The sequence below is a fragment of the Variovorax sp. MSC1_012 genome (assembly GCF_023667525.1).
Taxonomy (GTDB): domain Bacteria; phylum Pseudomonadota; class Gammaproteobacteria; order Burkholderiales; family Burkholderiaceae_C; genus Variovorax; species Variovorax beijingensis_B.
Map to the genome: position 1 here is coordinate 3844944 of NZ_CM174443.1, position 25843 is coordinate 3870786.

20 protein-coding genes are annotated in these 25843 nt (G+C 69.1%); 9 read left to right on the forward strand and 11 right to left on the reverse strand.

Annotation, left to right across the window (positions count from 1 at the left end; translation table 11 throughout):
- Window positions 1–53: 53 nt before the first annotated feature.
- The 3 genes from holA to leuS are packed head-to-tail and all read right to left on the reverse strand — an operon-like array spanning window position 54 to window position 4303.
- The gene (gene holA, locus L1081_RS18070) at window positions 54–1124 is read right to left on the reverse strand and encodes a DNA polymerase III subunit delta (protein WP_489413408.1); all 1071 of its coding nucleotides are present in this window, start codon (window positions 1122–1124) and stop codon (window positions 54–56) included.
- A gap of 6 nt (window positions 1125–1130) precedes the next feature.
- Window positions 1131–1652: an LPS assembly lipoprotein LptE gene (locus tag L1081_RS18075; protein ID WP_489413409.1), complete on the reverse strand. Its 522-nt coding sequence runs from the start codon at window positions 1650–1652 to the stop codon at window positions 1131–1133.
- A 20-nt stretch (window positions 1653–1672) separates the two neighbouring features.
- Window positions 1673–4303, reverse strand: coding sequence for a leucine--tRNA ligase (gene leuS, locus L1081_RS18080; protein ID WP_489413410.1), 2631 nt, complete (start codon window positions 4301–4303; stop codon window positions 1673–1675).
- A 205-nt stretch (window positions 4304–4508) separates the two neighbouring features.
- Between leuS and L1081_RS18085 the strand changes: the two genes are divergently transcribed.
- Entirely contained in the window at window positions 4509–5486 is a 978-nt protein-coding gene (locus L1081_RS18085) for a tripartite tricarboxylate transporter substrate-binding protein (protein WP_489413411.1), read from the forward strand.
- Window positions 5479–6558, forward strand: a complete 1080-nt coding sequence (locus tag L1081_RS18090) for an NAD/NADP octopine/nopaline dehydrogenase family protein (RefSeq protein ID WP_489413412.1) — start codon at window positions 5479–5481, stop codon at window positions 6556–6558. Before L1081_RS18085 ends, L1081_RS18090 begins: the two co-directional genes overlap by 8 nt.
- On the opposite strand, the gene L1081_RS18095 is transcribed toward L1081_RS18090, so the two are convergent.
- Genes L1081_RS18095 through L1081_RS18105 form a run of 3 tightly spaced genes read right to left on the reverse strand, consistent with a single transcriptional unit; the run spans window position 6553 to window position 9180 of the window.
- Complete coding sequence (locus L1081_RS18095) at window positions 6553–7161, reverse strand: peroxidase-related enzyme (RefSeq protein ID WP_489413413.1); 609 nt, start codon at window positions 7159–7161, stop codon at window positions 6553–6555. The genes L1081_RS18090 and L1081_RS18095 overlap by 6 nt on opposite strands.
- Entirely contained in the window at window positions 7158–7679 is a 522-nt protein-coding gene (locus tag L1081_RS18100; protein WP_489413414.1) for a CMD domain-containing protein, read from the reverse strand. Before L1081_RS18100 ends, L1081_RS18095 begins: the two co-directional genes overlap by 4 nt.
- Window positions 7680–7704: 25 nt before the next feature.
- The gene (locus L1081_RS18105) at window positions 7705–9180 is read right to left on the reverse strand and encodes an FAD-dependent oxidoreductase (RefSeq protein ID WP_489413415.1); all 1476 of its coding nucleotides are present in this window, start codon (window positions 9178–9180) and stop codon (window positions 7705–7707) included.
- Between the two features lie 141 nt (window positions 9181–9321).
- Between L1081_RS18105 and L1081_RS18110 the strand changes: the two genes are divergently transcribed.
- The 6 genes from L1081_RS18110 (at window position 9322) to L1081_RS18135 (ending at window position 21313) form a co-directional block, all read left to right on the forward strand.
- Entirely contained in the window at window positions 9322–10995 is a 1674-nt protein-coding gene (locus tag L1081_RS18110) for an alpha-amylase family glycosyl hydrolase (protein ID WP_489413416.1), read from the forward strand.
- 8 nt (window positions 10996–11003) lie between these two features.
- A complete protein-coding gene (gene glgB, locus L1081_RS18115) occupies window positions 11004–13175 on the forward strand; it encodes a 1,4-alpha-glucan branching protein GlgB (protein ID WP_489413417.1) in 2172 nt (723 codons plus the stop codon).
- 619 nt (window positions 13176–13794) lie between these two features.
- Window positions 13795–15876, forward strand: a complete 2082-nt coding sequence (gene glgX / locus L1081_RS18120) for a glycogen debranching protein GlgX (RefSeq protein ID WP_489413418.1) — start codon at window positions 13795–13797, stop codon at window positions 15874–15876.
- An 85-nt stretch (window positions 15877–15961) separates the two neighbouring features.
- Window positions 15962–17278: a glucose-1-phosphate adenylyltransferase gene (glgC, locus tag L1081_RS18125; protein ID WP_489413419.1), complete on the forward strand. Its 1317-nt coding sequence runs from the start codon at window positions 15962–15964 to the stop codon at window positions 17276–17278.
- A gap of 18 nt (window positions 17279–17296) precedes the next feature.
- Complete coding sequence (gene glgA, locus L1081_RS18130; RefSeq protein ID WP_489413420.1) at window positions 17297–18784, forward strand: glycogen synthase GlgA; 1488 nt, start codon at window positions 17297–17299, stop codon at window positions 18782–18784.
- 45 nt (window positions 18785–18829) lie between these two features.
- On the forward strand, window positions 18830–21313 hold the full coding sequence (locus L1081_RS18135; protein WP_489413421.1) for a glycogen/starch/alpha-glucan family phosphorylase: 2484 nt from the start codon (window positions 18830–18832) through the stop codon (window positions 21311–21313).
- Window positions 21314–21451: 138 nt separating this feature from the next.
- On the opposite strand, the gene L1081_RS18140 is transcribed toward L1081_RS18135, so the two are convergent.
- From L1081_RS18140 to L1081_RS18155, 4 genes are all read right to left on the reverse strand, one after another.
- Window positions 21452–21925, reverse strand: coding sequence for a biopolymer transporter ExbD (locus L1081_RS18140; RefSeq protein WP_489413422.1), 474 nt, complete (start codon window positions 21923–21925; stop codon window positions 21452–21454).
- Window positions 21926–21947: 22 nt separating this feature from the next.
- Entirely contained in the window at window positions 21948–22655 is a 708-nt protein-coding gene (locus L1081_RS18145; RefSeq protein ID WP_489413423.1) for a MotA/TolQ/ExbB proton channel family protein, read from the reverse strand.
- 7 nt (window positions 22656–22662) lie between these two features.
- Entirely contained in the window at window positions 22663–23427 is a 765-nt protein-coding gene (gene dapB / locus L1081_RS18150; protein ID WP_012745571.1) for a 4-hydroxy-tetrahydrodipicolinate reductase, read from the reverse strand.
- Window positions 23428–23607: 180 nt separating this feature from the next.
- Window positions 23608–24168, reverse strand: coding sequence for an outer membrane protein assembly factor BamE (locus L1081_RS18155; protein WP_489413424.1), 561 nt, complete (start codon window positions 24166–24168; stop codon window positions 23608–23610).
- Between the two features lie 91 nt (window positions 24169–24259).
- On the opposite strand from L1081_RS18155, the gene fur reads away from it, so the two are divergent.
- The gene (gene fur / locus L1081_RS18160) at window positions 24260–24679 is read left to right on the forward strand and encodes a ferric iron uptake transcriptional regulator (protein WP_055800769.1); all 420 of its coding nucleotides are present in this window, start codon (window positions 24260–24262) and stop codon (window positions 24677–24679) included.
- Window positions 24680–24798: 119 nt separating this feature from the next.
- Here the strand turns inward: fur and hprK are convergent, their stop codons facing one another.
- Complete coding sequence (hprK, locus tag L1081_RS18165) at window positions 24799–25758, reverse strand: HPr(Ser) kinase/phosphatase (protein ID WP_012745568.1); 960 nt, start codon at window positions 25756–25758, stop codon at window positions 24799–24801.
- Window positions 25759–25843: the final 85 nt, after the last annotated feature.

Here is a 25843-nt window from a genome sequence, read left to right on the forward strand (position 1 = left end):
AACCCCAGGCTTCGCCCATTTGCCGTGTTGTCCCCTCTCCCTCCGGGAGAGGGCTAGGGTGAGGGAGCACGAGCAGCACTGCTGCAGGCCCGGCACAGCATCAGCGCCAGCCGCTGCAGGGCCTGCCAGCCGCCGGCGGGCCAGTCGGGCTGCTTCAGCCCCTTGCAGATGCCGTCCACCACATGGGCCGCGCGCAGCAGCCTGGCCAGCATGCGGTCGTCGAGGCGGGGCAGCACGCGCTCGAAGGCGCGCTCGCGCGGGCCCCAGATGCGGTTCTCGCGCAGCGCCATGGGCAGCGGCCGGCCTGCGGCCATGGCGTCCTTCACGCGCTTGAGCGCGCGGATGTCCTCGGCGATCGTGTAGTGCACCAGCACCTCGGCCTCGCCTTCGGCCTGCAGGCCGTCGAGCATGCGCGCCACGCGCTGCGGGTTGCCGGCCAGCACGGCCTCGGAGAGCTTGAAGACGTCGTAGCGCGCCACGTTGTTGACCGCGCCCTCGACCTGCTCCCAGCTCAATTCGCCGGCCGGATGCAGCAGGGCGAGCTTCTGGATTTCCTGGTGCGCGGCGAGCAGGTTGCCCTCGACGCGGTCGGCAAAGAACTGCAGCGTGCGCTGGCCTTCGTCGCCGGGCATCACGCGCTGGCCCTGCAGGCCCAGGCGCTGCGCGATCCACTGCGGCAGCGCGTTGCGCTCGATCGGGTCGACCTGCAGGCTCACGCCGTTGTTCTCGAGCGCCGAGAACCAGGCGCCGGTGCGCGTGGCCTTGTCCAGCCGCGGCAGCATCACCAGCGTGAGCGTGCTGTCGTTGCCCTGCGCGGCCTCGGCCAGCTGCTGCAGCGCAGTGCTGCCGTCCTTGCCGGGCTTGCCCGAGGGAATGCGGATCTCGACGATCTGCTTGTCGGCGAACAGCGAGAGCGAGCCGCCCGCCGCAAGCACCGCGCTCCAGTCGAAGTGCGCGCCGGCCACGGTGTAGGAGCTGCGCTCCGTATAGCCCGCCACGCGCGCCGCGGTGCGGATGGCATCCGCCGCCTCCTGCGCGAGCAGCGGCTCGTCGCCATGGATCGTGTAGAGGGGCTTCAGTCCCTTCTGCAGATGGGAGCCCAGCTGGGCGCTGGCAAGTTGCATGGAATCCTAGAGTTCCTTGACGGCCGCGAGGCGGCGCATCAGCTGCTGTGCAATGTCGGCCTGCATGTCGCGGTACAGCAGCTCGGCCTCGCCTTCCTTGGCGAGCGCGTTGGTTTCGTTGAAGCTCAGGTCGCGCGTCTGCGACACCTCGGTGGGCGCCAGCAGCATCTTGCCGCCCGGCGTGCGCAGGCTGAAGCGAACGCGCAATTGCAGTTGCAGCTCGCGCAGCAGGCCCGCCGAATTGGTTGAGATCACGATGCGGTCGCGGTTTTCTCCGAGGATCTCGAGGACCGCGTCGGCGCTCTGGGCCTGCTCGGGCGGCACCAGCGTGACGGTGCCGGCGGCGCGCATCTCGCGCCGCAGCCGGTTGATCAGTTCCGAATTGCCCGACAGCGACAGCGTCTTGAACGCGAACACCGGCGCCTTGCGCAGTTCGAACCCGCAGCCGGCCAGCGCGAGGCTGGCACCCGCCGCGGTCAGGCCCATGAGAAAGCCGCGGCGCGGCAGCGGGGCGTTGCGATTGTTCATGCTTCTATCGTTCGTTTCGTTCAGATGACCACGTTGACCAGCCGGCCGGGAACCACGATGACGCGCTTGGCCGCAGCGCCTTCGGCGAACTTGACGAAGTCGTCGCACGAGAGCGCGAGCGCTTCGATCTCGGCCTTGGAGGCGCCGGCCGGCACGCGCAGCGCGCCGCGCAGCTTGCCGTTGACCTGCAGCATGAGCTCGATCTCGTCCTGCTCCAGCGCGCCCACGTCCACCACGGGCCAGGGCGCGTCGAGCAGGTCGCCCAGTTCCTTGTCGTAGCCGAGCTGCTGCCAGAGCTGGTAGGCGATGTGCGGCGTGGCCGGATACAGGCAGCGCAGCAGGATGCCCAGGCCTTCGCGCAGTGCGGCGGCATCGCCGGTGCTGCCATCGGGCTTGAAGCCTTCCAGTGCATTGAGCAGCTTCATCGCGCCCGACACCACCGTGTTGTATTGCATGCGCTGGTAGTCGTAGTCGACCTGGCGCAGCACGGTATGCACCTCGCGGCGCAGCGCCTGGGCGTTCTTGCCGAAGGCCTGGCCGCCGGTGGCCGCAGGCGGCACGTCGGCCTGCGCCACGCCGAAGTTCCAGACCCGGCGCAGGAACCGGTAGCTGCCCTCGACGGCCGCGTCGTTCCACTCGAGCGTGGCCTCGGGCGGCGCGGTGAACATGGTGTACAGGCGCGCGGTGTCGGCACCGTACTTCTCGATCAGGTCCTGCGGATCGACGCCGTTGCGTTCGCTCTTGCCCATCTTGCCGACGCCGCCGTATTCGACCTTGGTGCCGTCCGCGGTGGTACCGCCGACGATGCGGCCCTGCGCGTCGAGCGTGGGCGTGACCTCCAGCGGCGGGTGGTAGTTCTTGCCGCCCCTCTCGTCGCGGTGGTAATAGATGTGGTTGAGCACCATGCCCTGCGTGAGCAGCTTGCTGAAGGGCTCGTCGACCTTCACCAGGCCCAGGTCGCGCATCACCTTGGTCCAGAAGCGCGCATACAGCAGGTGAAGGATCGCATGCTCGATGCCGCCGATGTACTGGTCCATCGGCATCCAGTAGTCGGCGCCCTCGGCGACCATGGCCTGGTCGTTCTTCGGGTCGCAGTAGCGCATGAAGTACCACGAGCTGTCGACGAAGGTGTCCATGGTGTCGGTCTCGCGCCGCGCGGGCTTGCCGCAGACCGGGCAGACGACGCCGGCATGGAAGCCTTCGTGCTTGGCGAGCGGATTGCCAGAGCCGTCGGGCACGCAGTCGGTCGGCAGCACCACGGGCAGGTCCTTCTCGGGGACCGGCACCGCGCCGTGCTCGTCGCAATGGATGATCGGGATCGGCGTGCCCCAGTAGCGCTGGCGGCTCACGCCCCAGTCGCGCAGGCGCCAGGTGGTCTGCATCTCGCCCAGGCCCTTCTGGGCGAGCGCATGCGCCACGGCGGCCACGGCCTCCTTGTGCGTCATGCCGCTGAAGTTGTCGGAGTTGATGGTCACGCCGCGCTGCTTGTCGGCGTACCAGTCCTGCCACTTGTGATAGTCGAAGTGCGGCTCGTCGTCGACCAGCACCACCTGGATGATCTGGATGCCGTACTTGTTGGCGAAGGCGAAGTCGCGCTCGTCGTGCGCGGGCACGCCCATCACGGCGCCGTCGCCGTAGCTGATGAGCACGTAGTTGCCCACCCACACCGGCACCTGCTCGTCGGTGATCGGATGCTTGACGGTCAGGCCCGTGGGCACGCCCTTCTTCTCCTGCGTGGCGAGCTCGGCCTCGGTGGTGCCGCCGGCCTTGCACTCCTCGATGAAGGCCGCGACCTTGGGGTCGAGCGTGGCCGCATGCGCGGCCAGCGGATGCTCGGGCGCCACGGCGCAGAAGGTGACGCCCATGATGGTGTCGGCGCGCGTGGTGAACACGTACATGCGGCCGTCCTGGATCAGTCGGCCGCTCGCGTCCTTGATGTCGTGCGTGAAGGCGAAGCGCACGCCCTCGCTCTTGCCGATCCAGTTCTCCTGCATCAGCTTGACGCGCTCGGGCCAGCCCGGCAGCTTGTGCTGGGTGTGCTCGAGGAGCTCTTCGGCGTAGTCGCTGATCTTCAGGTAGTAGCCCGGAATCTCGCGGCGCTCGACCGTGGCGCCGGTGCGCCAGCCCTTGCCGTCGATCACCTGCTCGTTGGCCAGCACGGTCTGGTCGACCGGGTCCCAGTTGACGACCTGGGTCTTGCGGTAGGCAATGCCCTTCTCGAGCATCTTCAGGAACAGCCACTGGTTCCACTTGTAGTAGCTTGGGTCGCAGGTGGCGATCTCGCGGCTCCAGTCGATCGCCAGGCCCATGGCCTGGAGCTGGCCGCGCATGTAGTCGATGTTCTCGTAGGTCCACTTGGCCGGCGGCACGCCGTTCTTCAGCGCCGCGTTCTCGGCCGGCAGGCCGAAGGCGTCCCAGCCCATGGGCATCAGCACGTTGTAGCCGCTCATGCGCAGGTAGCGCGTGAGCATGTCGTTGATGGTGTAGTTGCGCACATGGCCCATGTGCAGCTTGCCGCTGGGGTACGGCAGCATCGAGCAGGCGTAGTACTTTTTACGGCTCGCGTCCTCGGTGACGCGGTAGGCATCGGCGGCGCTCCATTGCGCCTGGGCAGCGGACTCGACGTCGCTGGGTTTGTAGCTGGGGTTCATGGCGGTTCGGCAAGACCCGGCGCGGGGTGGCCGGGGAGGACGGATTATCGCGCCGGACTAGACTCGCCCCCAGGCTTCGCGCACTTCGTGTCGCTACTCCCACCCCCTACCGGGGGCAACACCTGAGGCCCGGCAAAGCCGGTTCCTCGGTGTTCCGCGAAAAATGCACGAGTTCCTGCCACGTGACGCAGACGGAAAAAACGCGATGAAACTGCTCCTGAAACACCTCGCCCTGGGCCTCGCGGCCGCCGCCAGCCTGGCCGGGATGCCGCTCCATGCGCAGCCGAACGGCGACAAGCCGCTGCGCATCGTGGTGCCCTTCGCCCCCGGCGGGGCGCAGGACGTGATCGCCCGCTACCTGGGCGCCAAGCTCACCGACAAGCTCGGCGGCAGCGTGATCGTCGACAACAAGGCGGGCGCGGGCGGCATCCTGGCGGCCGATGCGGTGGCCAAGGCGACCGACGGCGCCACCGTACTGCTGGCCACCGGCGGCGCCATCACCATCGCGCCCCACCTGCAGTCCAGGCTGCCCTACGACCCCGTGAACGACCTCGCGCCCGTGGCCCTGGTCGGCGACACGCCCATGACCCTGGCCGTGCGCACCGAAAGCCCCTACAAGACGCTGGCCGACGCGCTGCGCGACGCCAAGGCGAAACCCGGGCAAGTGACCTACGCCTCCACCGGCAACGGCACCGTCTCGCACCTGACGGGCGCGCTGCTGGCGCAGGCAAGCGGCGTGAACCTGCTGCACGTGCCCTACCGCGGCGCGGCGCCGGCGCTGACCGACCTGGTGGGCGGGCAGGTGGCGCTGATCGTGACCAGCGCCGCCTCCATCGAACCGATGGTCGCGAGCGGCAAGGCCCGCGTGCTCGGCACCTTTTCGCGCGCCGCCCTGCCCGGCCTCGGCACGCCGCCGACGGTCGCGGAGGCGGCGGGCCTCGCGGGCATGGACGTGCCAGTGTGGGTGGGCGTGATGGCGCCCGCGCGCATGCCGGCGGCCAGCATCGAAAAACTCTCCGCGGCGCTGGTCGAGGTGTGCAACCTGCCCGAGACCCGGCAGCGCTTCGCCCAGCTGGGCGCGGTGAACACCTGCGGCGGCGGCGCGGCGCTGGGCAAGGTAATTGCCGAGGACAGCCAGCGCTGGGCAAAGGTCATCAAGCAAGGCGGGATCAAAATTGATTGAGCCTGCGACAGGGCGCCTGCACGTCTGCATCGCAGGCACCGGGGCGATCGCCCTGGCCAGCGCGGCGTGGCTGTGCCAGGCGGGCCACGGCGCCATGCTCTGGTCGCCGGGCGGCCGGGGTGCCGAGGCCCTGCGCACGCAGCCGCTCGAAGCGGTCGGCGTGCAGCCCTGCCGCGTGGCGGTCGAAGTGGCCGGCGATGCGGCGCAGCTTTGCGGCGCATCGGATGTGTTGCTGCTCGCGTTGCCGGTCAACGGACACAAGCGCGTCATGGATGCGCTGCTGCCCTTCCTGCGCGACGGGCAGACCGTGATCGTCAGCTCGATGGCCTCGCTGTCGTCGCTCTATCTGCACGAAAGCGCACGGCACGCGGGCAAGCGGGTGACGGTCGCGAGCTTCGGCACCACGGTGCTGACCGCGCGCCGGGAATCCGCCACGCAGGTCAGGGTGATGACGCGGAGGCAGGCGGTCGGCGTCTCCGCGCTGCCGAGTTCGGAAATCGAGAGCGCCATCGAACTGTGCACCGCGCTGTTCGGCGGCGGCTTCTTCGCGCAGGAGAACACGCTCGCCAGCGCGCTCGCCAACGTCAACCCGCAGTCCCACGGCCCGCTGGCCGTCTTCAACTGGACCCGCATCGAGCATGCGGAGAACTGGCCGCAGTACCACTGCCTGACGCCCGGCGTGGCCCGCGCGATCGAGGCGCTGGACCGGGAGCGGCGGGCCGTGGCCAGCGCCTTCGGCATCGCGCTCGGTCCCATCGAGGAGCATTTCGCGCGCTCCTTCGGCACGGAATCGGCGCGGCTCGAGGACATCGCGGCCGAACTGCATGCCAAGCGCGGCGGGCCGCCCGGCCCCGTGCGCACCGACACCCGCTACCTGAGCGAGGACATGCCCTACGGCCTGGCCTTCGTGGAAGCGCTCGGCGCCATCGCCGGCGTGGCGACACCCGCGACGCGCACCATCGTGGACGCTGCCTCGCTGGTGAGCGGCATCGACTTCCGGCAGCGAAACGACCTGCTGGCGCCGCTCGGGCTGGACCGCGAAACCGTGGCCGGCCTGCTCGCCCGCCTATGACGCGGCAGCCGCAGCCGGAAAGACCGGCTCGCCCAGGTTGAGCATCAGCCGGTTGGCCCAGGCGAAGAGCGCCACGGAGTGAATCAGGTCGAGAATCTCGAGCTCGCTGAGCCCCACTTCCTTGAGCGTTCGCACATCGTCGGCCGACACCTTGCCGGGCTCGGCGCCGAGCCGGATCGAGAATTCGACGATGGCCCTTTCGCGCGCCGTGGTGCCCGCGGAGGCCGGCTCCTCGAACACCTGCGAGATCACGTCGCTGCGCTTGGCCAGCTGCTCGAAGCGCTGCGCATGCACCGAGGCGCAGTACACGCAGCCGTTGACGCGCGACTCCACCGTGGCGCCCAGCTCGCGCTCCGCGCGCGGCATGCCGCCCGGCGCGAACATGATCGCGTTGAAGGCGATGGAGCGCTGCAGCAGCATCTCGGGCTGGTGCGCGAGCACCAGGAAATACGGCGAGCTGCGCGCCTGCGGGCTCATCTCGTCGAGCGCGGCCAGCTGGGCCGGCGTGGCCGCGGCGACATCGACCGGGTCGAGCCAGGGCTTCCAGCTCAGCACCTCGTTGGTGAAGCCCTTGATGCGGATCGGCGCGTTCGCATTGCTCATGCTGCAGCCTCCGCGGCGGCCAGCGCCTGCAGCCCCGCGACCACGCGGACCTGGTAGGAGAGAAAGGCGATCAGCTGGCCCAGCGCGACGATGGCGGGCGTCGAGAGGCCCGCATCCGCCAGCGACTGCACCGCGGCCTTGTCGCCTTCGATGGGTCGCTCGATCAGGCTCGCGGTGAATGCCAGCACCGTGCGCAGCCGCGCATCGGCCACCGGGGCGCCGCTGCCCACGGCCGCGATCAGTTCGCGGTCCACGCCCTCGGCCAGCAAGCGCTCGCGGTAGTGCGCGGCGAGCGTCGCGGCTTTCGACACGCTGCATGCATGCAGCGCGACCAGCAGGCGCTCGGCCACCGAGAGGCCTTCCACCGATGGCGAGAACATCGCGTCGTAGCTGCCCTGCGTGGCCGCCACGACCTTGTCGCGCTGCTGGCGCAGCATGCGGATGGCGTGGCCGGGCACCAATGGCACCGTGGCGTCGATCACGTCGATGGCGGGGGATGAATCGGAAAGAGTGGTCATGCGTTTCGATGAAGAAGTCTGGAGTTCAGCCGCGTTCGGCCGGCGGCGGCGCGGGCACCCATTCGTCGCCGAACAGTTCGGGCTCGCTGTAGGCCTCGAGGTTCGCGAAGTGCTGCTCGAAGTCCTCGCGGTAGAACAGGCTGGCCATGCCGCTCGCAAGCCGCCTGGCGCCATCGCTGATCGCGGGAATGTCGCCCGACACCGTGCCGTGCGACAAGGCCGCCGGGTAGCAGAAGCAATGGATGCGGGCCAGGCCCGGGCACTGGCCCGCTGTGCGCTCGCGGAATTCGAACACCGGCCCGAGATCGGGCGAATCGGCCAGCTCCTGGTCTTCGTCGCCGGGCGCGGGCACGAAACGGTCCTTCCAGGTGCGCACATGCGATGCAATGGTGTCGAACTCGGGACGGCAGCGCCAGTCGATCTTGAAACCGGTGGAAACAACGAGGAAGTCGAACACGAAGTTGCCCCTGGGCGTGGCCACGCGCATCGCTGCGCCCTGCGGCTCGACCGCAAGCACCGGGCAGCCGAAATTGAAGAACGCGTTCGGATGGCGCGACACGCGCAGCGTGCTGCCATGCGGCGGCGGCACGTTGGCCACGTTGATGTAGTGGCGGATTCGCCACTTGAACGCATCGGGCAGGTCGTAGTGGCCCTGCGTCAGGCCCGGCACGCCGGCGCCCTTGCCCTTGTTGACGCGCGGCAGGTCGGGCCGGCGGATCAGGAGCTCGACGCTGTGCGCGCCGGCCTCCAGCGCGGTGGCCGCGCTGTCCATGGCCGACGAGCCCGCGCCGACCACGCCCACGCGCAGCCCGGCGAGCCGGCTGTAGTCCATCTCGTCGGAGGAGTGGGCCCACTGCGAGCGCGGCAGCGCGTTGACGAACGCGGGAACCGCGGGGCCGCCGAGCCCGTCGCGGCCCGTGGCAAGCACGACACGGCGCGCCAGCACCTGCTCTGCACCAGCCGGCGTGCGCAGCGCGAGCCGCACCGCCGCGCCATCGGTGAGCGGCTGGATGCCGGTGACGGCCGTGTCGTTGCGCACATCGACGTTCATCACGCGGCGGTACCAGCGCAGATAGTCCATCCACTGCAGACGTGGGATCTTGTCCATCGCAGTCCAGGCCTCCGAGCCGAACTGGGCCTCGAACCAGGCGCGGAAGGTCAGCGCGGGCAGCCCCAGCGCAGGACCGGTCAGCTCCTTGGGCGAGCGCAGGGTTTCCATGCGCGCCGTGGTGGCCCACGGCCCTTCGCTGCCCGCGGGCGAGCGGTCGAACACCACGGCCCGGATGCCCTGCTGGGCCAGGGCGGCCGCGGCCGCCAGCCCGGCCTGGCCGGCGCCGATGATGGCCACGTCCAGCACAGGCTCGCCGCCGTGCGTGCGAGCCGGCATCCATGCGCGCGCGGGCCAGCCGAGGCATTCGAGATCCCTGGCGAGCCGCTGCTCGAGCGCGGCAAGGCCTTGCGGGCGGGAGGATGGGGTGGGGGAAGCGGCGTCGGTGGTCATCTTGCAAAACGAAACGGGAAGCGGGTTCGCATGGAACCCTGCCCAGTGTAGAAAGCTTTTCAGGCGGGACCGGGACAGGCCCATGCACGGACCGGGCCCGGATCTCGCATGCCACAATGATTTTCAGACCACAGGGGCAGCATGCGCAGCAACGACAGCAGCAATGGCGAATGGTGGCGCGGCGCGGTGATCTACCAGATCTACCCGCGCAGCTTCATGGACAGCAACGGTGACGGCATCGGCGACCTGCCCGGCATCACGTCGCGGCTCGATCATGTGGCGAGCCTGGGAGTCGATGCGATCTGGGTGTCGCCCTTCTTCCGCTCGCCGATGAAGGACTTCGGCTACGACGTGGCCGACTACCGCGCGGTCGATCCGATCTTCGGCACGCTGGCCGATTTCGACGAGATGCTGGCGCGCGCCCATGCGCTGGGCCTGAAGATCATCATCGACCAGGTGCTCTCGCACACCTCCGACCAGCACGCCTGGTTCGCCGAAAGCCGCACGAGCCGCGACAACCCCAAGGCCGACTGGTACGTGTGGGCCGACCCGCGGCCCGACGGCACGCCGCCCAACAACTGGCTCTCGGTGTTCGGCGGGCCGGCCTGGCAGTGGGATTCGCGCCGCCGCCAGTACTACCTGCACAGCTTCCTCCAGGAGCAGCCCGACCTGAACTTCCATTGCGCCGAGGTGCAGGAGGCACTGCTCGGCGAAGTACGCTTCTGGTGCGAGCGCGGCGTGGACGGCTTCCGCTTCGATGCCTGCAACCACCAGTTCCACGATGCGCTGCTGCGCGACAACCCGCCGGCCAGCGCCGCCTCGCTGGACGAGGTGAGCACGGTGCGGGCCGACAACCCCTATGCCATGCAGCAGCACCTCTACGACAAAAGCCAGATGGAGAACCTGCGCTTCCTGGAAAGCCTGCGCGGGCTGCTCGACGACTATGGCGCGGTCGCGCTCGGCGAGGTCGGCGACGAGAACGCACCGCCCGTCATGGCGCAGTACACCGAACTGGGCAAGCGCCTGCACCTGGCCTACAGCTTCAGCCTGCTGACGGCCGAGCACAGCGCCCGGCACCTGCGCCACCAGGTCGAGACGCTCGACCATGCGCTCGCGCCGACCGGCGGCTGGGGCTGCTGGGCCGTGTCCAACCACGACGTGCCGCGCGTGGCCACGCGCTGGAGCGGCGGCGGCCCGGAAGACACGCGGCGCGACCGGCTCTGGCTCGCGCTGCTGCTCGCGCTGCGCGGCAGCGCCAGCATCTACCAGGGCGAGGAGCTTGGCCTGCCCGAGGCCGAGGTGCCGTTCGAGCTGCTGCAAGACCCGTACGGCCGCGCCTTCTGGCCCGAATTCAAGGGCCGCGACGGCTGCCGCACGCCCATGCCCTGGAAGGCCGACGAACTGCACGCCGGCTTCACCACCGGCGGGCCCTGGCTGCCGGTCTACGGCCGCCACCTGCCGCTGGCCGTCGACCGCCAGTCCACCGATCCCGACTCGATGCTCGCCTTCAGCCGCGCGCTGCTGCGCTGGCGCCGCACCCAGCCGCTGCTGCGCACCGGCAGCATCGCCTTCATCGATGCGCCGGAGCCGGTGCTATGGTTCGAGCGGCGCGAAGGGAAGCAATCGTTGCAGGCCGTCTTCAATCTGGGAGGCGAGTCCGTGTCCATCGCGCTGCGTGAAGCGGTCGAGCCGCTCGCGGGACATCCGCTGGCATCGTCGTCGTCCCTGCAGGCCGGCACCGAAAGGCGCATGCTGAAGCTGGCGCCCTATGGTGTCTTTTTCGGCCGCCCCGCCGGTGAAGAAGAACCGATGTGAAGAACAACATGCCTTCCCTGCTGTTGTCCGAACGCGAAGTCCATGCGCTGATGCGCGCCGAGCACGGCGATCCGTTCGCGGTGCTCGGCCCGCACGAGACGCGCGACGGCCTGCTGGTACGCGCGCTGCTGCCCGGGGCGCAGAGCGTGGCCGTGGTGCACACGCGCACGGGCTGGCCGCTGGCGCTGCTGTCGCGGCAGGAAGGATCCGACCTCTTCGCGGGCCTGGTGCCCGCGGCGGAGGCGCTGCTGGGCTATTCGTTCCAGGTCGACTGGGGCACGCACAGTTCGCGGCTCGAAGACCCGTACCGCTTTGCGTTCGTGCTGGGCGCCACCGACGTGTGGCTGCTGGCCGAAGGCACGCACCTGCGGCCCTGGGAGCGGCTGGGCGCGCACCTGTGCGAGATGGATGGCGTCAAGGGCGTGGCCTTCGCGGTCTGGGCGCCCAATGCGCGGCGCGTCTCGGTGGTCGGCGACTTCAACAACTGGGACGGCCGCCGCCACATGATGCGGCTGCGCCGCGAGTGCGGCGTGTGGGAGATCTTCGCGCCGCAGGTGGCCACGGGCGACAGCTACGAGTTCGAGATCCTCTCGGCCCAGGGCGAGGTGCTGCGCAAGGCCGACCCCTTCGCTTTTTCCTCGCGCCTGCGGCCCGAGACCGCCTGCGTGGTCGCGCCGCTGCCCGCGCCGGTGGCGATGCCGCCCGGGCGCGCCGCCGCCAACGGCCGCCATGCGCCGATGAGCATCTACGAGGTGCACCTGGGCTCCTGGCGCCGCAAGAACGGCCATGAATGGCTGGACTACCGCGAGCTGGCCGACACGCTGGTGCCGTACGCGCGCGACATGGGCTTCACGCACATCGAACTGCTGCCGGTCAGCGAGCATCCGTTCGACGGCTCCTGGGGCTACCAGCCGATCGGCCTGTATGCGCCCACCTCGCGCTTCGGCACGCCCGGCGACTTCCGCCATCTGGTCGAAGCCGCGCATGCCGCGGGGCTGGGCGTGATCCTCGACTGGGTGCCCGCGCACTTTCCCACCGACGCGCATGGCCTGGGCCGCTTCGACGGCACCGCGCTCTACGAATACGCCGATCCGCGCGAAGGCTTCCACAACGACTGGAAGACGTTCATCTTCAACTACGGCCGCACCGAGGTGCGCAACTACCTGGTCGGCAATGCGCTGTATTGGCTCGAGCGCTACGGCGTGGATGGCCTGCGCGTCGACGCCGTGGCCTCCATGCTCTACCGCGACTACAGCCGCGAGCCCGGCGAATGGGTGCCCAACATCCACGGCGGGCGCGAGAACCTCGAGGCCATCGACTTCCTGCGGCGCATGAACCGGGTGGTGGGCGTCGAGCGCCCGGGCGCCATCACGCTGGCCGAGGAATCGACCAGCTTTCCGGGCGTGACGCGGCCGCCCGAGGACGGCGGCCTCGGCTTCCACTACAAATGGAACATGGGCTGGATGAACGACACGCTCGCCTATGCGGGCATCGACCCGGTCCACCGCAAGCACCACCACCAGCAGATCACCTTCGGCCTGATGTATGCGCACAGCGAGAACTTCGTGCTGCCGCTCTCGCACGACGAGGTGGTGCACGGCAAGGGTTCGATGTTCGGCCGCATGCCCGGCGACGAGTGGCAGAAGCTCGCGGGGCTGCGCAACCTTTATGGCTACCTCTGGGCCTATCCGGGCAAGAAGCTGCTGTTCATGGGCAATGAATTCGCCCAGGTGGCGGAATGGAACGCCGACCGCAGCCTCGACTGGCACCTGCTCGAGCAGGCGCCGCACCAGGGCGTGCGGCGGCTGGTGCGCGACCTCAACAACGTGTACCGGCACTTCCCCGCGCTCTACGAACTCGACACCGAAAGGGCCGGCTTCGAGTGGCTGGTGCACGACGACTGGGAGCAGTCGGTGTTCGCCTTCGTGCGCCGGGCCCGCGACGGCTCCTTCGTGGTGGCGGTGTGCAACTTCACGCCACTGCCGCGCCACGGCTACCGCCTTGGGGTGCCTGCGGCGGGCGCGTACCGCGAGGCCATCAACACCGACGGCGCGGTGTATGGCGGCAGCGGGGTCGGCAATGGCGTGGTCGAGAGTTCGCCGGTGCCGTGGCATGGGAGGGCCGATTCGATCGTCATCAGCGTGCCGCCGCTGGGGACTGTGATGTGGGTGCTGGTTTGAGGTTCTTGGCTTTGGTTTGGGTTTCGGGACCGGGTCTCGCCCCGGCGGGCGACTCACTTTCTTTTGCTTCGCCAAAAGAAAGTAAGCAAAGAAAAGGCGACCCTGCTGTCTGCGTCCCTCCGCTGCGCTGCGGGCAACCTGCGGTGCTCGCGTTTCGCGGGGTCTCGCAGAACTCGCTTCGCTCAAACAGCTGCGAGCCCTTGTCCGCGAAACGCTGCGCTCCTCGGCGCATACAGAAGGGGTGGGAGCCGACGGGCCGTCGCTTCGCTCGGCCCGATACCAATCCCAACAGCCAATACCAACCACCGCGGCGCTGCGCGCCGCGGTGGCTTGGTGGCCGAGCGCAGCAATGGCCCGTGCGGTCTCCCCTCCCCTCTGGCTGCGCCGAGGAGCGCAGCGTTTCGCGGATCAGGGCTCGCCCTTGTTTGAGCGAAGCGAGTTTGGGCGAGACCCCGCGAAACGCGAGCACCGCAGGTTGCCCCGTAGCGCAGCGAAGGGGTCGCAGACAGTGGGGTCGCCTTTCTTTTGCCTACGTTTCTTTGGCGAAGCAAAGAAAAGTAGGTCGCCCGCCGGGGCGAGTCCCGGCCTCGGGAAGCAAACCCTCAGAGGCGGCAGCAACATGCTGAGCCAAGGCAATCCCTCCCCCTTGGGCGCGACGCTGTCGCCGAACGGCGTGAACTTCGCGCTGGTTGCGCCGAACGCCGAAACCGTCGAGCTTTGCCTTTTCGACAGCACAGGCCAGCACGAACAACAGCGCCTGCGGCTGCCCGCCTTCACCGACGGCGTCTGGCACGGCCAGTTGCCGAGCGGCCGTGCCGGCCTGGTCTACGGCTATCGCGTGCACGGCCCGTGGGCGCCGCACGAGGGCAATCGCTTCAATCCCGCGAAGCTGCTGCTCGACCCGTATGCGCGCGAGATCGTCGGCACCTACGACGGCAGCGACCTGTTCCTCGGGCACGACCCCGCCAATCCGGATCAGCGCAACACCCGCGACAACGGCGCCGTCGCGCTCAAGGCCCGCGTCGCGCCGGCCGGCAGCAGCTCGGCCGCACCGGGCCATGCCCGCATCCCGGCCGGCGAGCGCGTGCTCTACGAACTGCATGTGCGCGGACAGACCCGGCTGCACCCGGGCGTGCCCGCTGCCTTGCGCGGCACCTATGCGGGCCTGGCCGAGCCCGTGGTGCTCGACCACCTGCAGGCCCTCGGCGTCACCACGCTGAGCCTGATGCCGGTGCAGCACCGTGCCGACGAACAGCGGCTGCTCGCCATGGGCCTCGGCAACTACTGGGGCTACAACACCATCGGCTGGTTCGCGCCCGAGGCGCGCTACTGGAGCGGCCGCGCCGGCACCACGCCGGCCAGCGAGTTCCGCGCCATGGCCGACGCCGTGCATGCGCGCGGCATGGAGCTGGTGATCGACGTGGTCTACAACCACAGCGCCGAAACCGACGAGTTCGGCCCCACGCTCTCGCTGCGCGGCATCGACAACGCGCTGTACTACCACCTGCGCCCCGATGACCGTGCGCTCTACGCCAACTGGACCGGCTGCGGCAATTGCCTCGACCTGGCCGAGCCGCGCGTGCTGCAGCTCGTGATGGACAGCCTGCGCCACTGGACCTGCGCGCTCGGCGTCGACGGCTTCCGCTTCGACCTCGCGCCGGTGCTGGGCCGCGGCGCCGATGGCAATTTCGACCCGCGCGCCCCCTTCTTCGCGGCCATCGCGCAAGACCCGGTGCTCTCGCGCACGCTGCTGATCGCGGAGCCCTGGGACGTCGGTCCGGGCGGCTATCGCCTGGGTGAATTCCCGCCGGGCTGGCTCGAATGGAACGACCGCTACCGCGACACGCAGCGCGGCTTCTGGCTGCGGCAGGGACGCGAGGGCGCCGCAGGCCTCGGCGACTTCGCGCACCGCTTCACCGCCTCGAGCGCGCAGTTCGCCCACCACGGCCGCGCGCCCACCGCCAGCGTCAACTTCATCACCGCGCACGACGGCTTCACGCTGCGCGACCTGCTCAGCTACGAAGAGCGGCACAACCTGGCCAATGGCGAGAACAACCGCGACGGCCATGCGCACAACCTGAGCAACAACTGCGGCGTCGAGGGGCCGAGCGATGCCCCCGCCGTGCAGGGCGAGCGCGGCCGCCTGCAGCGCGCGCTGCTCGCCGCGCTGCTGCTGTCGCAGGGCACGCCCATGCTGCTGGCCGGCGACGAGCTCGGCCACAGCCAGCAAGGCAACAACAACGCCTACTGCCAGGACAACGAAACCACCTGGCTCGCGTGGATCGGCGCCCACGATCCCGCGAGCGAAGCAGCGCGCCTGAGCGCCTTCGTCGCCCGGCTCGTTGCGCTGCGCCGCGAAGCGCCCGTGCTGCGCAGCACGCGCTGGTGGCCGGCCAAGCCTGCAGAGGGCGCGCCGGGAATCCACTGGTTGCGGCCCGACGGCCAGCCGATGCAGGAGGCCGACTGGCACGGCGGCACGGCGCTTGCAATCCTTTTCGAAGCCGCGGCAGCGGATGCGGGCGCCTGGCTGGTGCTGGTGAATGCGGGGCCGGCGGCCGTTTCCTTTGCGCTGCCGGCGGGTTCGTGGCAGTGGCGGCTCGCGACCGACGATCCGGCGCCCAATGCCGCTGCCGCGCTGCCACAGTCCCCCGGCGGCACGGTGGAGGTACCTCGTTCGAGCCTCCGGATTGCAAGAAGGTAGAAGCCAGCCGCGCCGCACGGTGCTAGGCTGGCTGCAGAAACGCTGACCACAAGACGACAAACCGCCAAACGAACGGAGACACAGGATGGACAACAACAGCATCAGCAGCAACAGCACGCCGCAGGCTTCCCTGCAGGCGCATCAACTGGTCCGCCGCACCATCGCTCTGGTGCTGGCCGGCGGCCGGGGCTCCCGCCTCAAGCAGTTGACCGACCGGCGCGCCAAGCCGGCGGTGTACTTCGGCGGCAAGTTTCGCATCATCGACTTTGCGCTGTCGAACTGCCTGAACTCCGGTATCCGGCGCATGGCGGTGGTCACGCAGTACAAGTCGCATTCGCTGATGCGCCACCTGCAGCGCGGCTGGAGCTTCCTGCGCGCCGAGCTCAACGAGATGGTCGACGTGCTGCCCGCGCAGCAGCGCACGGGCGACGAGCACTGGTACCGCGGCACGGCCGACGCGGTGTTCCAGAACCTGGACATCATCCAGACCCGCTCCACCAGGCACGACTACGTGGTGGTGCTGGCCGGCGACCACATCTACAAGATGGACTACTCGATCATGGTCAAGGACCATGCCGAGCGCGGCCTGGGCTGCACGGTGGGCTGCATCGAGGTGCCGCGCATGGAGGCCACCGCCTTCGGCGTGATGGCCATCGACGACGGCCGCCAGATCACGGCCTTTCTCGAGAAGCCGGCCGATCCGCCCGCCATGCCGGGCCATCCCGACGTGGCGCTGGCCAGCATGGGCATCTACGTGTTCGATTCCGAGTACCTCTACCAGCTGCTCGAGGAAGACGCCGCCAACCCCGATTCGAGCCACGATTTCGGCAAGGACATCATCCCGCGCGCCGTGGCGCAGGGCCGCGCCCTGGCGCATCCCTTCGGCATGTCCTGCGTCACGCGCGCCTCGCGCGGGCCCGACGCCAAGGCCTACTGGCGCGACGTGGGCACGATTGATGCATTCTGGGCAGCCAACCTCGACCTGGCCTCCATCACGCCCGAACTCGACATCTATGACACAGACTGGCCCATCTGGACCTACCAGCGGCAGCTGCCGCCGGCCAAGTTCGTGCTCGACCGCGAAGGCAAGCACGGCATGACGGTCAACACCATCGTCTCGGGCGGCTGCATCGTCTCGGGCTCCAAGGTCAGCAGCTCGGTGCTGTTCTCGGGCGTGCGCATCCATTCGTTCTGCGACATCAACGAGGCCGTGCTGCTGCCCGACGTCGAGGTGGGCCGCGGCGCCCGGCTCAACCGCGTGGTGATCGACCGCGGCTGCGTCATTCCGGACGAGATGGTGATCGGCGAAGACGCCGCGGCCGATGCCGCGCGCTTCGAGCGCACCGACAACGGCGTGGTGCTGGTCACCCGCGAAATGCTCAAGCGCCTGCTGGCTGCCTGAGGCCGCACCGCTTCCCCGATGCGAATCCTCCAGGTCAGCGCCGAACTCTTCCCCCTGCTCAAGACCGGCGGCCTCGCCGACGTGGCCGGCGCGCTGCCGCTCGCGCTCATGGCCGCCGGACAGGACGCGCGGGTGCTGCTGCCCGGCTTCCCGGCCATCCTGGCCGGCGTGCGCGACCTGGCACCGGTGGCCGAGTTCACGGCGCCCTGGGGTCCGGAACGCTTCGGCCTGCGCGCGGGCCGCATCGCGATCGACGGCGCGGCGGCGCCGATCCCCGCCTACGTGATCGATGCGCCCGCGCTCTACGACCGGCCCGGCAACCCGTATGAAGACGCCACGCGCCAGCCCTACGGCGACAACCACCGGCGCTTCGCGCTGCTGGGCTGGGCCGCGGCGCAGCTGGCGCAGGGGCTCGATCCCGCCTGGCAGCCCGAGGTCGTGCATGCGCACGACTGGCATGCGGGGCTGGCGCCGGCCTACCTGCACTTCGCGCGCGAGGCCGGCGCCACCCGCGCGGGCAGCGTGTTCACGGTGCACAACCTGGCCTACCAGGGCATCTCGGCGCCATGGAACTTTGCCGACCTCGGCCTGCCCGCGCCGGCGTTCCACATGAACGGCCTCGAATACCACGGGCAGGTGTCGTTCATGAAGGGCGGCCTCTACTTTGCCGACCACCTGACCACCGTGAGCCCGACTTACGCCCGCGAGATCCAGACGCCCGAGCAGGGTTTCGGCCTGGACGGCCTGCTGCGCCTGCGCGGCGGCGTGCTCACGGGCATCCTCAACGCGGTCGACGGCCAGGTCTGGAATCCGGCGACCGACAGCGCGCTGGTGCAGGGCTACCACACGCCCGAAGGCCGCCACATGGCGGGCAAGGCGCGCTGCAAGGCGGTGCTGCAGCACCAGCTCGGACTGGCCGAGCGCCCCGATGCGCCGCTCTTCATCCTGGTGAGCCGGCTCACCGAGCAGAAGGGCCTGCACCTCGTGCTCGGCGGCCTCGATACCCTGCTGGCCGAAGGCGGGCAGCTCGCGCTGCTGGGCAGCGGCGAGGCCTGGCTCGAGGACGCCTTCCGCGAGCGCGCGGCGGCCGCGCCGCGCTCGGTCAGCGTCACCATCGGCTACAACGAAACGCTGGCGCACCAGCTCTTCGGCGGCGGCGACGTGACGCTGGTGCCGTCGCTCTTCGAGCCCTGCGGCCTCACGCAGATGTACGGCCTGAAGTACGGCAGCCTGCCGCTGGTGCGCCGCGTCGGCGGCCTGGCCGACACCGTGGTCGACTGCACGCTCGAGGACATGGCCAGCGGCGACGCCACCGGCTTCGTCTTCGACCGCTTCGACGCCGCCGACTACGATCGCGCGCTGCGGCGCGCCTTCGCGCTCTACCAGCGCGCGCCCGACTGGCGCCGCGTGCGCGGCAATGCCATGCGGCGCCCTGCCGACTGGGCCAGCGCCGCCGGCCAGTACATCGAGGTCTACCGGCAGGCGCTCGAGTCCGCCGGCACCTGAACAAAGCGCCACGGCGCACAACCCCACCACTCTTCACCGAAGCCCATGACCATCAAAGACTTCGCCTACGACCATCCCGACCGCGACGTGGCCGCGTTCAAGCGCGCCGTCGCCAACAAGCTGATCTATGCGGTCGGCAAGGACCCCGTCGCGGCCAGCCAGGACGACTGGCTGCACGCCACCGCTCTGGCCGTGCGCGACCAGCTGGTCGAGCGCTGGATGGCGACCACGCGCGCCAACTATGCGCAGGACCTCAAGCGCGTCTACTACCTCTCGATGGAGTTCCTGATCGGGCGCACCTTCACCAATGCGTTGCTGGCGGTCGACCTTTACGAGACGGTGCGGGAAGCCCTGGTCGACTTCGGCGTGGACATGGCGGCGCTGTCCGAGCGCGAGCCCGATGCCGCCCTCGGCAACGGTGGCCTCGGCCGGCTCGCGGCCTGCTTTCTCGACTCGATGGCCACGCTGGGCGTGCCGGGCATGGGCTACGGCATCCGCTACGAATACGGCATGTTCCGCCAGCGCATCGTCGACGGCCAGCAGGTCGAGACGCCCGACTACTGGCTCACGCGCGGCAACCCCTGGGAGTTCCAGCGGCCCGAGGTGAACTACCGCGTGCGCTTCGGCGGCCACGTGCAAAAGCGCGAGGGAAAGAACGCGCCCTACGGCGCGGCCGACTGGGTCGACACGCACGACGTGCTGGCCGTGGCCTACGACACCATCATTCCGGGCTACGGCACGCAGGCCACCAACACGCTGCGGCTGTGGTCGGCACGCGCCACCGAGGAGATCGACCTCTCGGCCTTCAACCGCGGCAACTACATGGCGGCAGTAGAGAGCAAGAATCACTCCGAGAACGTCTCGCGCGTGCTCTACCCCGACGACTCCACGCCCTCGGGCCGCGAGCTGCGGCTGCACCAGGAATATTTCTTCTGCAGCGCGAGCGTGCAAGACTTGCTGCGGCGTTACCTGCGCAACCACAAGACCTTCGACCAGCTGGCCGACAAGGTGAGCATTCACCTGAACGACACGCACCCGGTGCTCGCAGTGCCCGAGCTCATGCGCCTGTTGCTCGACGAGCACGGCATGGCGTGGGACACGGCCTGGGCCCACACGCAGAAGGTGTTCAGCTACACCAACCACACGCTGATGCACGAGGCGCTGGAGACCTGGCCGGTCGAGATGCTCGGGCGCATCCTGCCGCGGCACCTTCAGATCATCTACGACATGAACGCGAAATTTCTCGCGGCCGTGACGCAGAAGGCCGGTAACGACGTGGAGTTGCTGCGCCGGCTGTCGCTGGTCGACGAGGCGGGCGAGCGCCGCGTGCGCATGGCCTACGTGGCGGTGCTCGCGAGCCACTCGATCAACGGCGTGTCGGGCCTGCATTCGGAGCTCATGAAGCAATCGATCTTCGCGGACTTCGCGAAGATCTTCCCCGAGCGCTTCAACAACAAGACCAACGGCGTCACGCCGCGGCGCTGGCTCGCACAGGCCAACCCACCGCTCGCGAGCCTGCTCGACCAGCGCCTGGGCAAGGGCTGGCGGCGCGACCTCTCGCAGCTCGAGGCGCTGCGGCCGATGGCGGCCCAGCCGCCCTTCGCGCGCGCCTTCCGCCATGCCAAGCGCGAGAACAAGCTGCGCCTGGCCAACTGGGTCGAGCAGCACATGGGCCTGGTGCTCGACACCGACGCGATGTTCGACGTGCAGGTCAAGCGTATCCACGAATACAAGCGGCAGCTGCTCAACGTGCTGCACGTGATCACGCGCTACCACCGCATCCTCGATGCGCAGGCCGCGGGCGGGCCGATCGACATGGTGCCGCGCGTGGTGGTGTTCGCGGGCAAGGCGGCCTCGGCCTACCAGATGGCCAAGCTCGTGATCCGGCTGATCAACGACGTGGCCCACACCATCAACAACGACAGCCGCGTCGGCAAGCTGCTGAAGGTGGTGTTCCTGCCCAACTACAGCGTGAGCCTGGCCGAGGTGATCATGCCCGCGGCCGATTTGTCGGAGCAGATCTCCACCGCGGGCACCGAGGCCTCGGGCACCGGCAACATGAAGTTCGCACTCAACGGCGCGCTCACCATCGGCACGCTCGACGGCGCCAACGTGGAGATGCGCGACAACGTGGGCGCGGAGAACATCTTCATCTTCGGCAACACCACGCCGCAGGTGGCCGACATTCGCGCCCACGGCTACCAGCCGCGCGACATCTACGAAGAGAACGCCGAACTCAGGCGCGTGCTCGATGCGATCCGCGACGGCGCGTTCTCGGCCGGCGAGCCCTCGCGCTACCAGGGCATCTACGACGCACTGGTGAACTGGGGCGACCACTACCTGCTGCTGGCCGACTACGCGAGCTACGTCGCGAAGCAGGCCGAGGTCGATGCCCTCTACCGCGACCCGGACGCCTGGACGCGCATGGCCATCCTCAACGTGGCGGGCATGGGCGCGTTCTCCTCGGACCGCACGATTGCACAGTACGCGCACGAGATCTGGCACACCAAGCCGGTGGTGCTGGGCTGAGTCTTCGTCTTTCTCCCTCCCCCGCTGGGGGAGGGCTGGGGTGGGGGCTGACGGCCTCGACCGCTGCGCAGTCGTCAAGGCCGCCGCGCCCCCATCCCAACCTTCCCCCGGAAGGGGAAGGAGCAAGACAAGGCAAAGTCAGCGCGGCTTCTTTTCGCCTGCCGCCTCGGACTCGGTCACGAACCCGATGCGGTTCAGGCCCGCCTTGTTCGCAATGCCCATCAGCGCCACCAGCTTGCCGTAGGGCACGGTCTGGTCGGCGCGCAGCTGCACCTCGGTGTCCTTGCTGTCGGCGGCGGCCTTCTGCAGCCGGGCGGCCAGTTCCTCGTCGGTCACGGCCTGGTCGTTGAAGAAGGTCTTGCCCGAGGCATCGACCGACACGCTCACGAACTTGGGCGTGTCGTTGGGCTGGCCGGCATCGGTCTGCGGCAGGTCGAGCTTGATCGAGCTCGCCATCAGCGGCGCGGTGATGATGAAGATCACCAGCAGCACCAGCATCACGTCGACCAGCGGCGTGACGTTGATGTCGGACAGCGGCCGCTGACCGCCCGCCCCCGTCGCGCGCCCGCCGCCGGCGGCACTGCTGCCCAGGGAGGTGCGACCGAAGGCCATGGTTCTGCCGTGCTCCGTTCGGCTAGGCCGACACCGGCATGGGCCGCGCGGGCGGCGGCGCAGCCGGTGCCGGGGCGCTGCCGAAGCTGCCGAGCAGGTCGTGCGCAAAGCCCTCGAGCTCGGCTTCGATGCGGCCGATGACGCGGCCGAACACGTTGTAGGCCAGCACCGCCGGAATGGCCACGGCCAGGCCGAAGGCCGTCATCACCAGCGCCTCGCCCACCGGGCCGGCCACCTTGTCGATGGTGAAGCCGCCGGTCTGGCCCGCAATGCCCGACAGCGCGCCGTAGATGCCCCACACCGTGCCGAGCAGGCCCACGAAGGGCGCCGTGGCGCCGACCGTGGCCAGCAGGATCTGGCCGGACTGCAGGCGCCGCAGCGCGCCATGAAGCGCGCCGCGCAGCGCCCGCGTGAGCCGCTGGTTGCGGTCGCCGGTGGTGGCGCCGAGCGTTGCGTCGCCTGCATCTGCCGCTGCCGCATTCCTGATGGCGCTCACGGCCGGCCCCACCAGCATGGCGCGGTCGAAGGCCTGGAGCCGCTGCTGCGCATCGGCGAGCGTGGCCGATTGCCAGAATGCCGCAATGCTGCGCAGCACGTCGCGCGTGCCGCCGCGCAGCAGCCAGGCCTTCCACAGAATCACCACCCAGCTGGCGATCGACATGGCGAGCAACAGTGCCGCCACCGAGCGGCTGACGCCGTCGCCCTGGGTGAGCAGTTCGAGGACGCTCATCGTTCTTTCAGCGCAAGCCCAGCACGTCGAACATGTCGAACAAGCCCGCTTTCTGGCCGGCCAGGAAGCGCACGGCGCGCAGCGCGCCCTGCGCGTAGGTGACGCGGCTCGCCGACTTGTGGGTGATCTCGATGCGCTCGCCAGTGCCCGCGAACAGCACGGTGTGGTCGCCCACGATGTCGCCGCCGCGGATGGCGGAGAAGCCGATGGTGGACGGGTCGCGCTCGCCGGTGATGCCTTCGCGCGCGTACACGGCGCAGTCCTTCAGGTCGCGGCCCAGTGCCCCGGCGATCACTTCGCCCATCTTGAGCGCGGTGCCCGAGGGCGCATCGACCTTGTGGCGGTGGTGCGCCTCGATGATCTCGATGTCGTAACCCGTCGAGAGCGCCTTGGCCGCCATTTCGAGCAGCTTGAAGGTGACGTTGACGCCCACGCTCATGTTGGGCGAGACCATGATCGCGATGTCCTTCGCGATCTCGGCGATCTCGGCCTTCTGCGCATCGCTGAAGCCGGTGGTGCCGATCACGGCCTGCACGCCGAGTTCGCGGCAGGCCGCAAGGTGTGCGAGCGTGCCTTCGGGGCGGGTGAAGTCGATGAGCACCTGCGCGTCCTTGAGGCCGGTGCGCAGGTCGGCCACGATCGGCACGCCGCTCGTGAAGCCGAGGAACGCAGCCGCATCGGCACCGATGGCGTTGCTGCCCGCCATGTCGAGCGCGCCGGCCAGCCGGCAATCGGGCGCCTCGCGCACCGCCTCGACCAGCATGCGGCCCATGCGGCCCGAGGCGCCCGCGATCGCGATGCGCCGCAGCGGGGGCGTGGAAGACTCGGAATGAAGCGAAGAAGTGGAAATGGATTCAGTCACGCGGATTCAGCCTTCGAAATTGGCACGGAAACCGGCACGCCCGCCTGACCCGGCGGGTGCGCCCGCCCTCGCCCTGTGTTTGGCGCGTGCTCAGCGCGCAGCTTCGAGCGGGGGATACGCGGCGGGAAGCGGCGCCAGGCCGGTGGCCGCGGTGGTGGCATCGGCCTTCTTGCCGTCGTCCTTGGGGGCGAATTTCTTGAGCTCTTCTTCCGACGCCTCGAGCGACGGCACCTTGCCGCTCTTCTTGCGGGTGTCCAGCGTGGCGACGAATTCTTCCTCGCTGGGCATCGGGTCGCCTTCGAAGCGCTCGAGCAGTTCGCCGTTGAAGAAGACGGTCAGGCGGCGCTCCTGGGGATCGACGCCCTGGCGCCTGATCGTGAAGACGTAGTCCCAGCGGTCCTTGTGGAAGACGTCGGTCAAAAGCGAGGTGCCGAGGATTTCACGCACCTGCTGGCGCGACATGCCGGGCTTGAGCGCCTCGACCTGTTCCTTCGACACGAAATTGCCCTGGACCACTTCGACCTTGTAGGGCGTGATGGCCGTCAGCGCACCACGCGTGCGATCGCTGAAGCCGCTGCAGGCACCGAGGCAGAACGTCGCGGCGACGGCCGCGGCCAGCAGCCAGGGACGGCGTTGGAGAATGGCAGGCATGGGAGGAAAAAGGGGGGTAGCGATATGATCGGCCATTGTAGCGGCTGGCCCTTTTTGGGGCCCGTCTGCAGCCCAGGGCGCAGGAACCATCATGGCCAATATCGACGAACTCAAGAACACCGGCCTCAAGGCCACTCTGCCACGCCTGAAGATCCTCGAGATCTTCCAGACCGGCAGCCAGCGCCACATGACGGCCGAAGACGTTTTCCGCGTGCTCCTGAACGAGCACTCCGACATCGGCCTGGCCACCGTCTATCGCGTACTCACGCAGTTCGAGCAGGCCGGCATCCTCGAGCGCAGCCATTTCGAAAGCGGCAAGGCGGTCTACGAGCTCAACGAGGGCACCCACCACGACCACCTGATCTGCACCTCGTGCGGCAAGGTCGAGGAGTTCTACGATGCCGAGATCGAGCGCCGCCAGCAGATGATCTCCAAGGACAAGGGCTGGATCCTGCAGGACCACGCGATGTCGCTCTACGGCCTGTGCGGCGACTGCGCCAGCAAGAGGTAAGGCCCCCCGGCTTTTCACTTCGCTTCGCTGCGTGTAACTCCACCCCCCGAGGGGGAGGCGCGGCCCGCCTTGGGGCGGCCCGGCGGCGGCCGCATGGTCCCGCAACGCCGCGCGCCCGTTCAGTCCCCGTCGCGCCCGCTTTCCATCGCCTTGTGGTGGCGCGCCACGAAATCGGCATAGGTGTCGATGCCGCGCAGCTGCAGGATCGAGTTGCGCACGGCGGCTTCCACCAGCACGGCGATGTTGCGCCCCGCCACCACCTGGATGATGACCTTGCGCACCGGGATGCCCAGCACGTCCTGCGTGAGCGGCGCCGAGGGCATGCGCTCGTAGTCGCGCTCGAAGCTGTCGCGCCGCACCAGGTGCACGATGAGCTTGAGCCGCATCTTCCTCCGCACCGCCGTCTCGCCGAAGATCGCGCGGATGTCCAGGAGGCCGATGCCGCGCACCTCCAGCAGGTTGAGCAGCAGGTCGGGGCAGCGGCCCTCGATGGTGTTCTGGTTGATGCGGAAAAGGTCGACCGCGTCGTCGGCCACCAGCCCGTTGCCGCGCGAAATCAGTTCCAGCCCGAGCTCGCTCTTGCCGAGCCCCGATTCGCCGGTGATCATGACCCCCATGCCCAGGATGTCCATGAACACCCCGTGCATCGAGGTGCGTTCCGCGAAATGCTTGGACAGGTAGGCGCGCAGCAGGTCGATCACGAAGGCCGACGACTCGCGGGTGGCGAACAGCGGCAGTTGGGCTCGCTCGCAAATCGATAGCAGCTCGTCCGGCGCGGCCTGGCCGTCGGCCAGCACCAGCATGGGCGGCTCCAGCGTGACGATGCGGGCGATGCGCCGGGCGCAGTCTTCCTGGCTGCCGCGCGTCAGGTAGGCCACTTCGCGCGCGCCCAGGATCTGCACGCGGTACGGATGGATGTAATTGAGGTAACCGACCAGATCGGCCGCCGACTGGGCGCGGCTGATGACTTCAGGGTCGAACTGGCGCTCTGACGCCCCGAGCCCGGCGAGCCATTCCCAGCGGAGCGACCCGCGGAATTCCTCGAACATGGCGTCGGCACTGATGACGGTCGGCTTCATGCGTAGAGAGATGGCGCTGCGCGCCTAGTTGGAGGCCGGCCAGAATACCGCGGAACCGGCCTGGCGGGGCCGCGGGAGCCTGCGG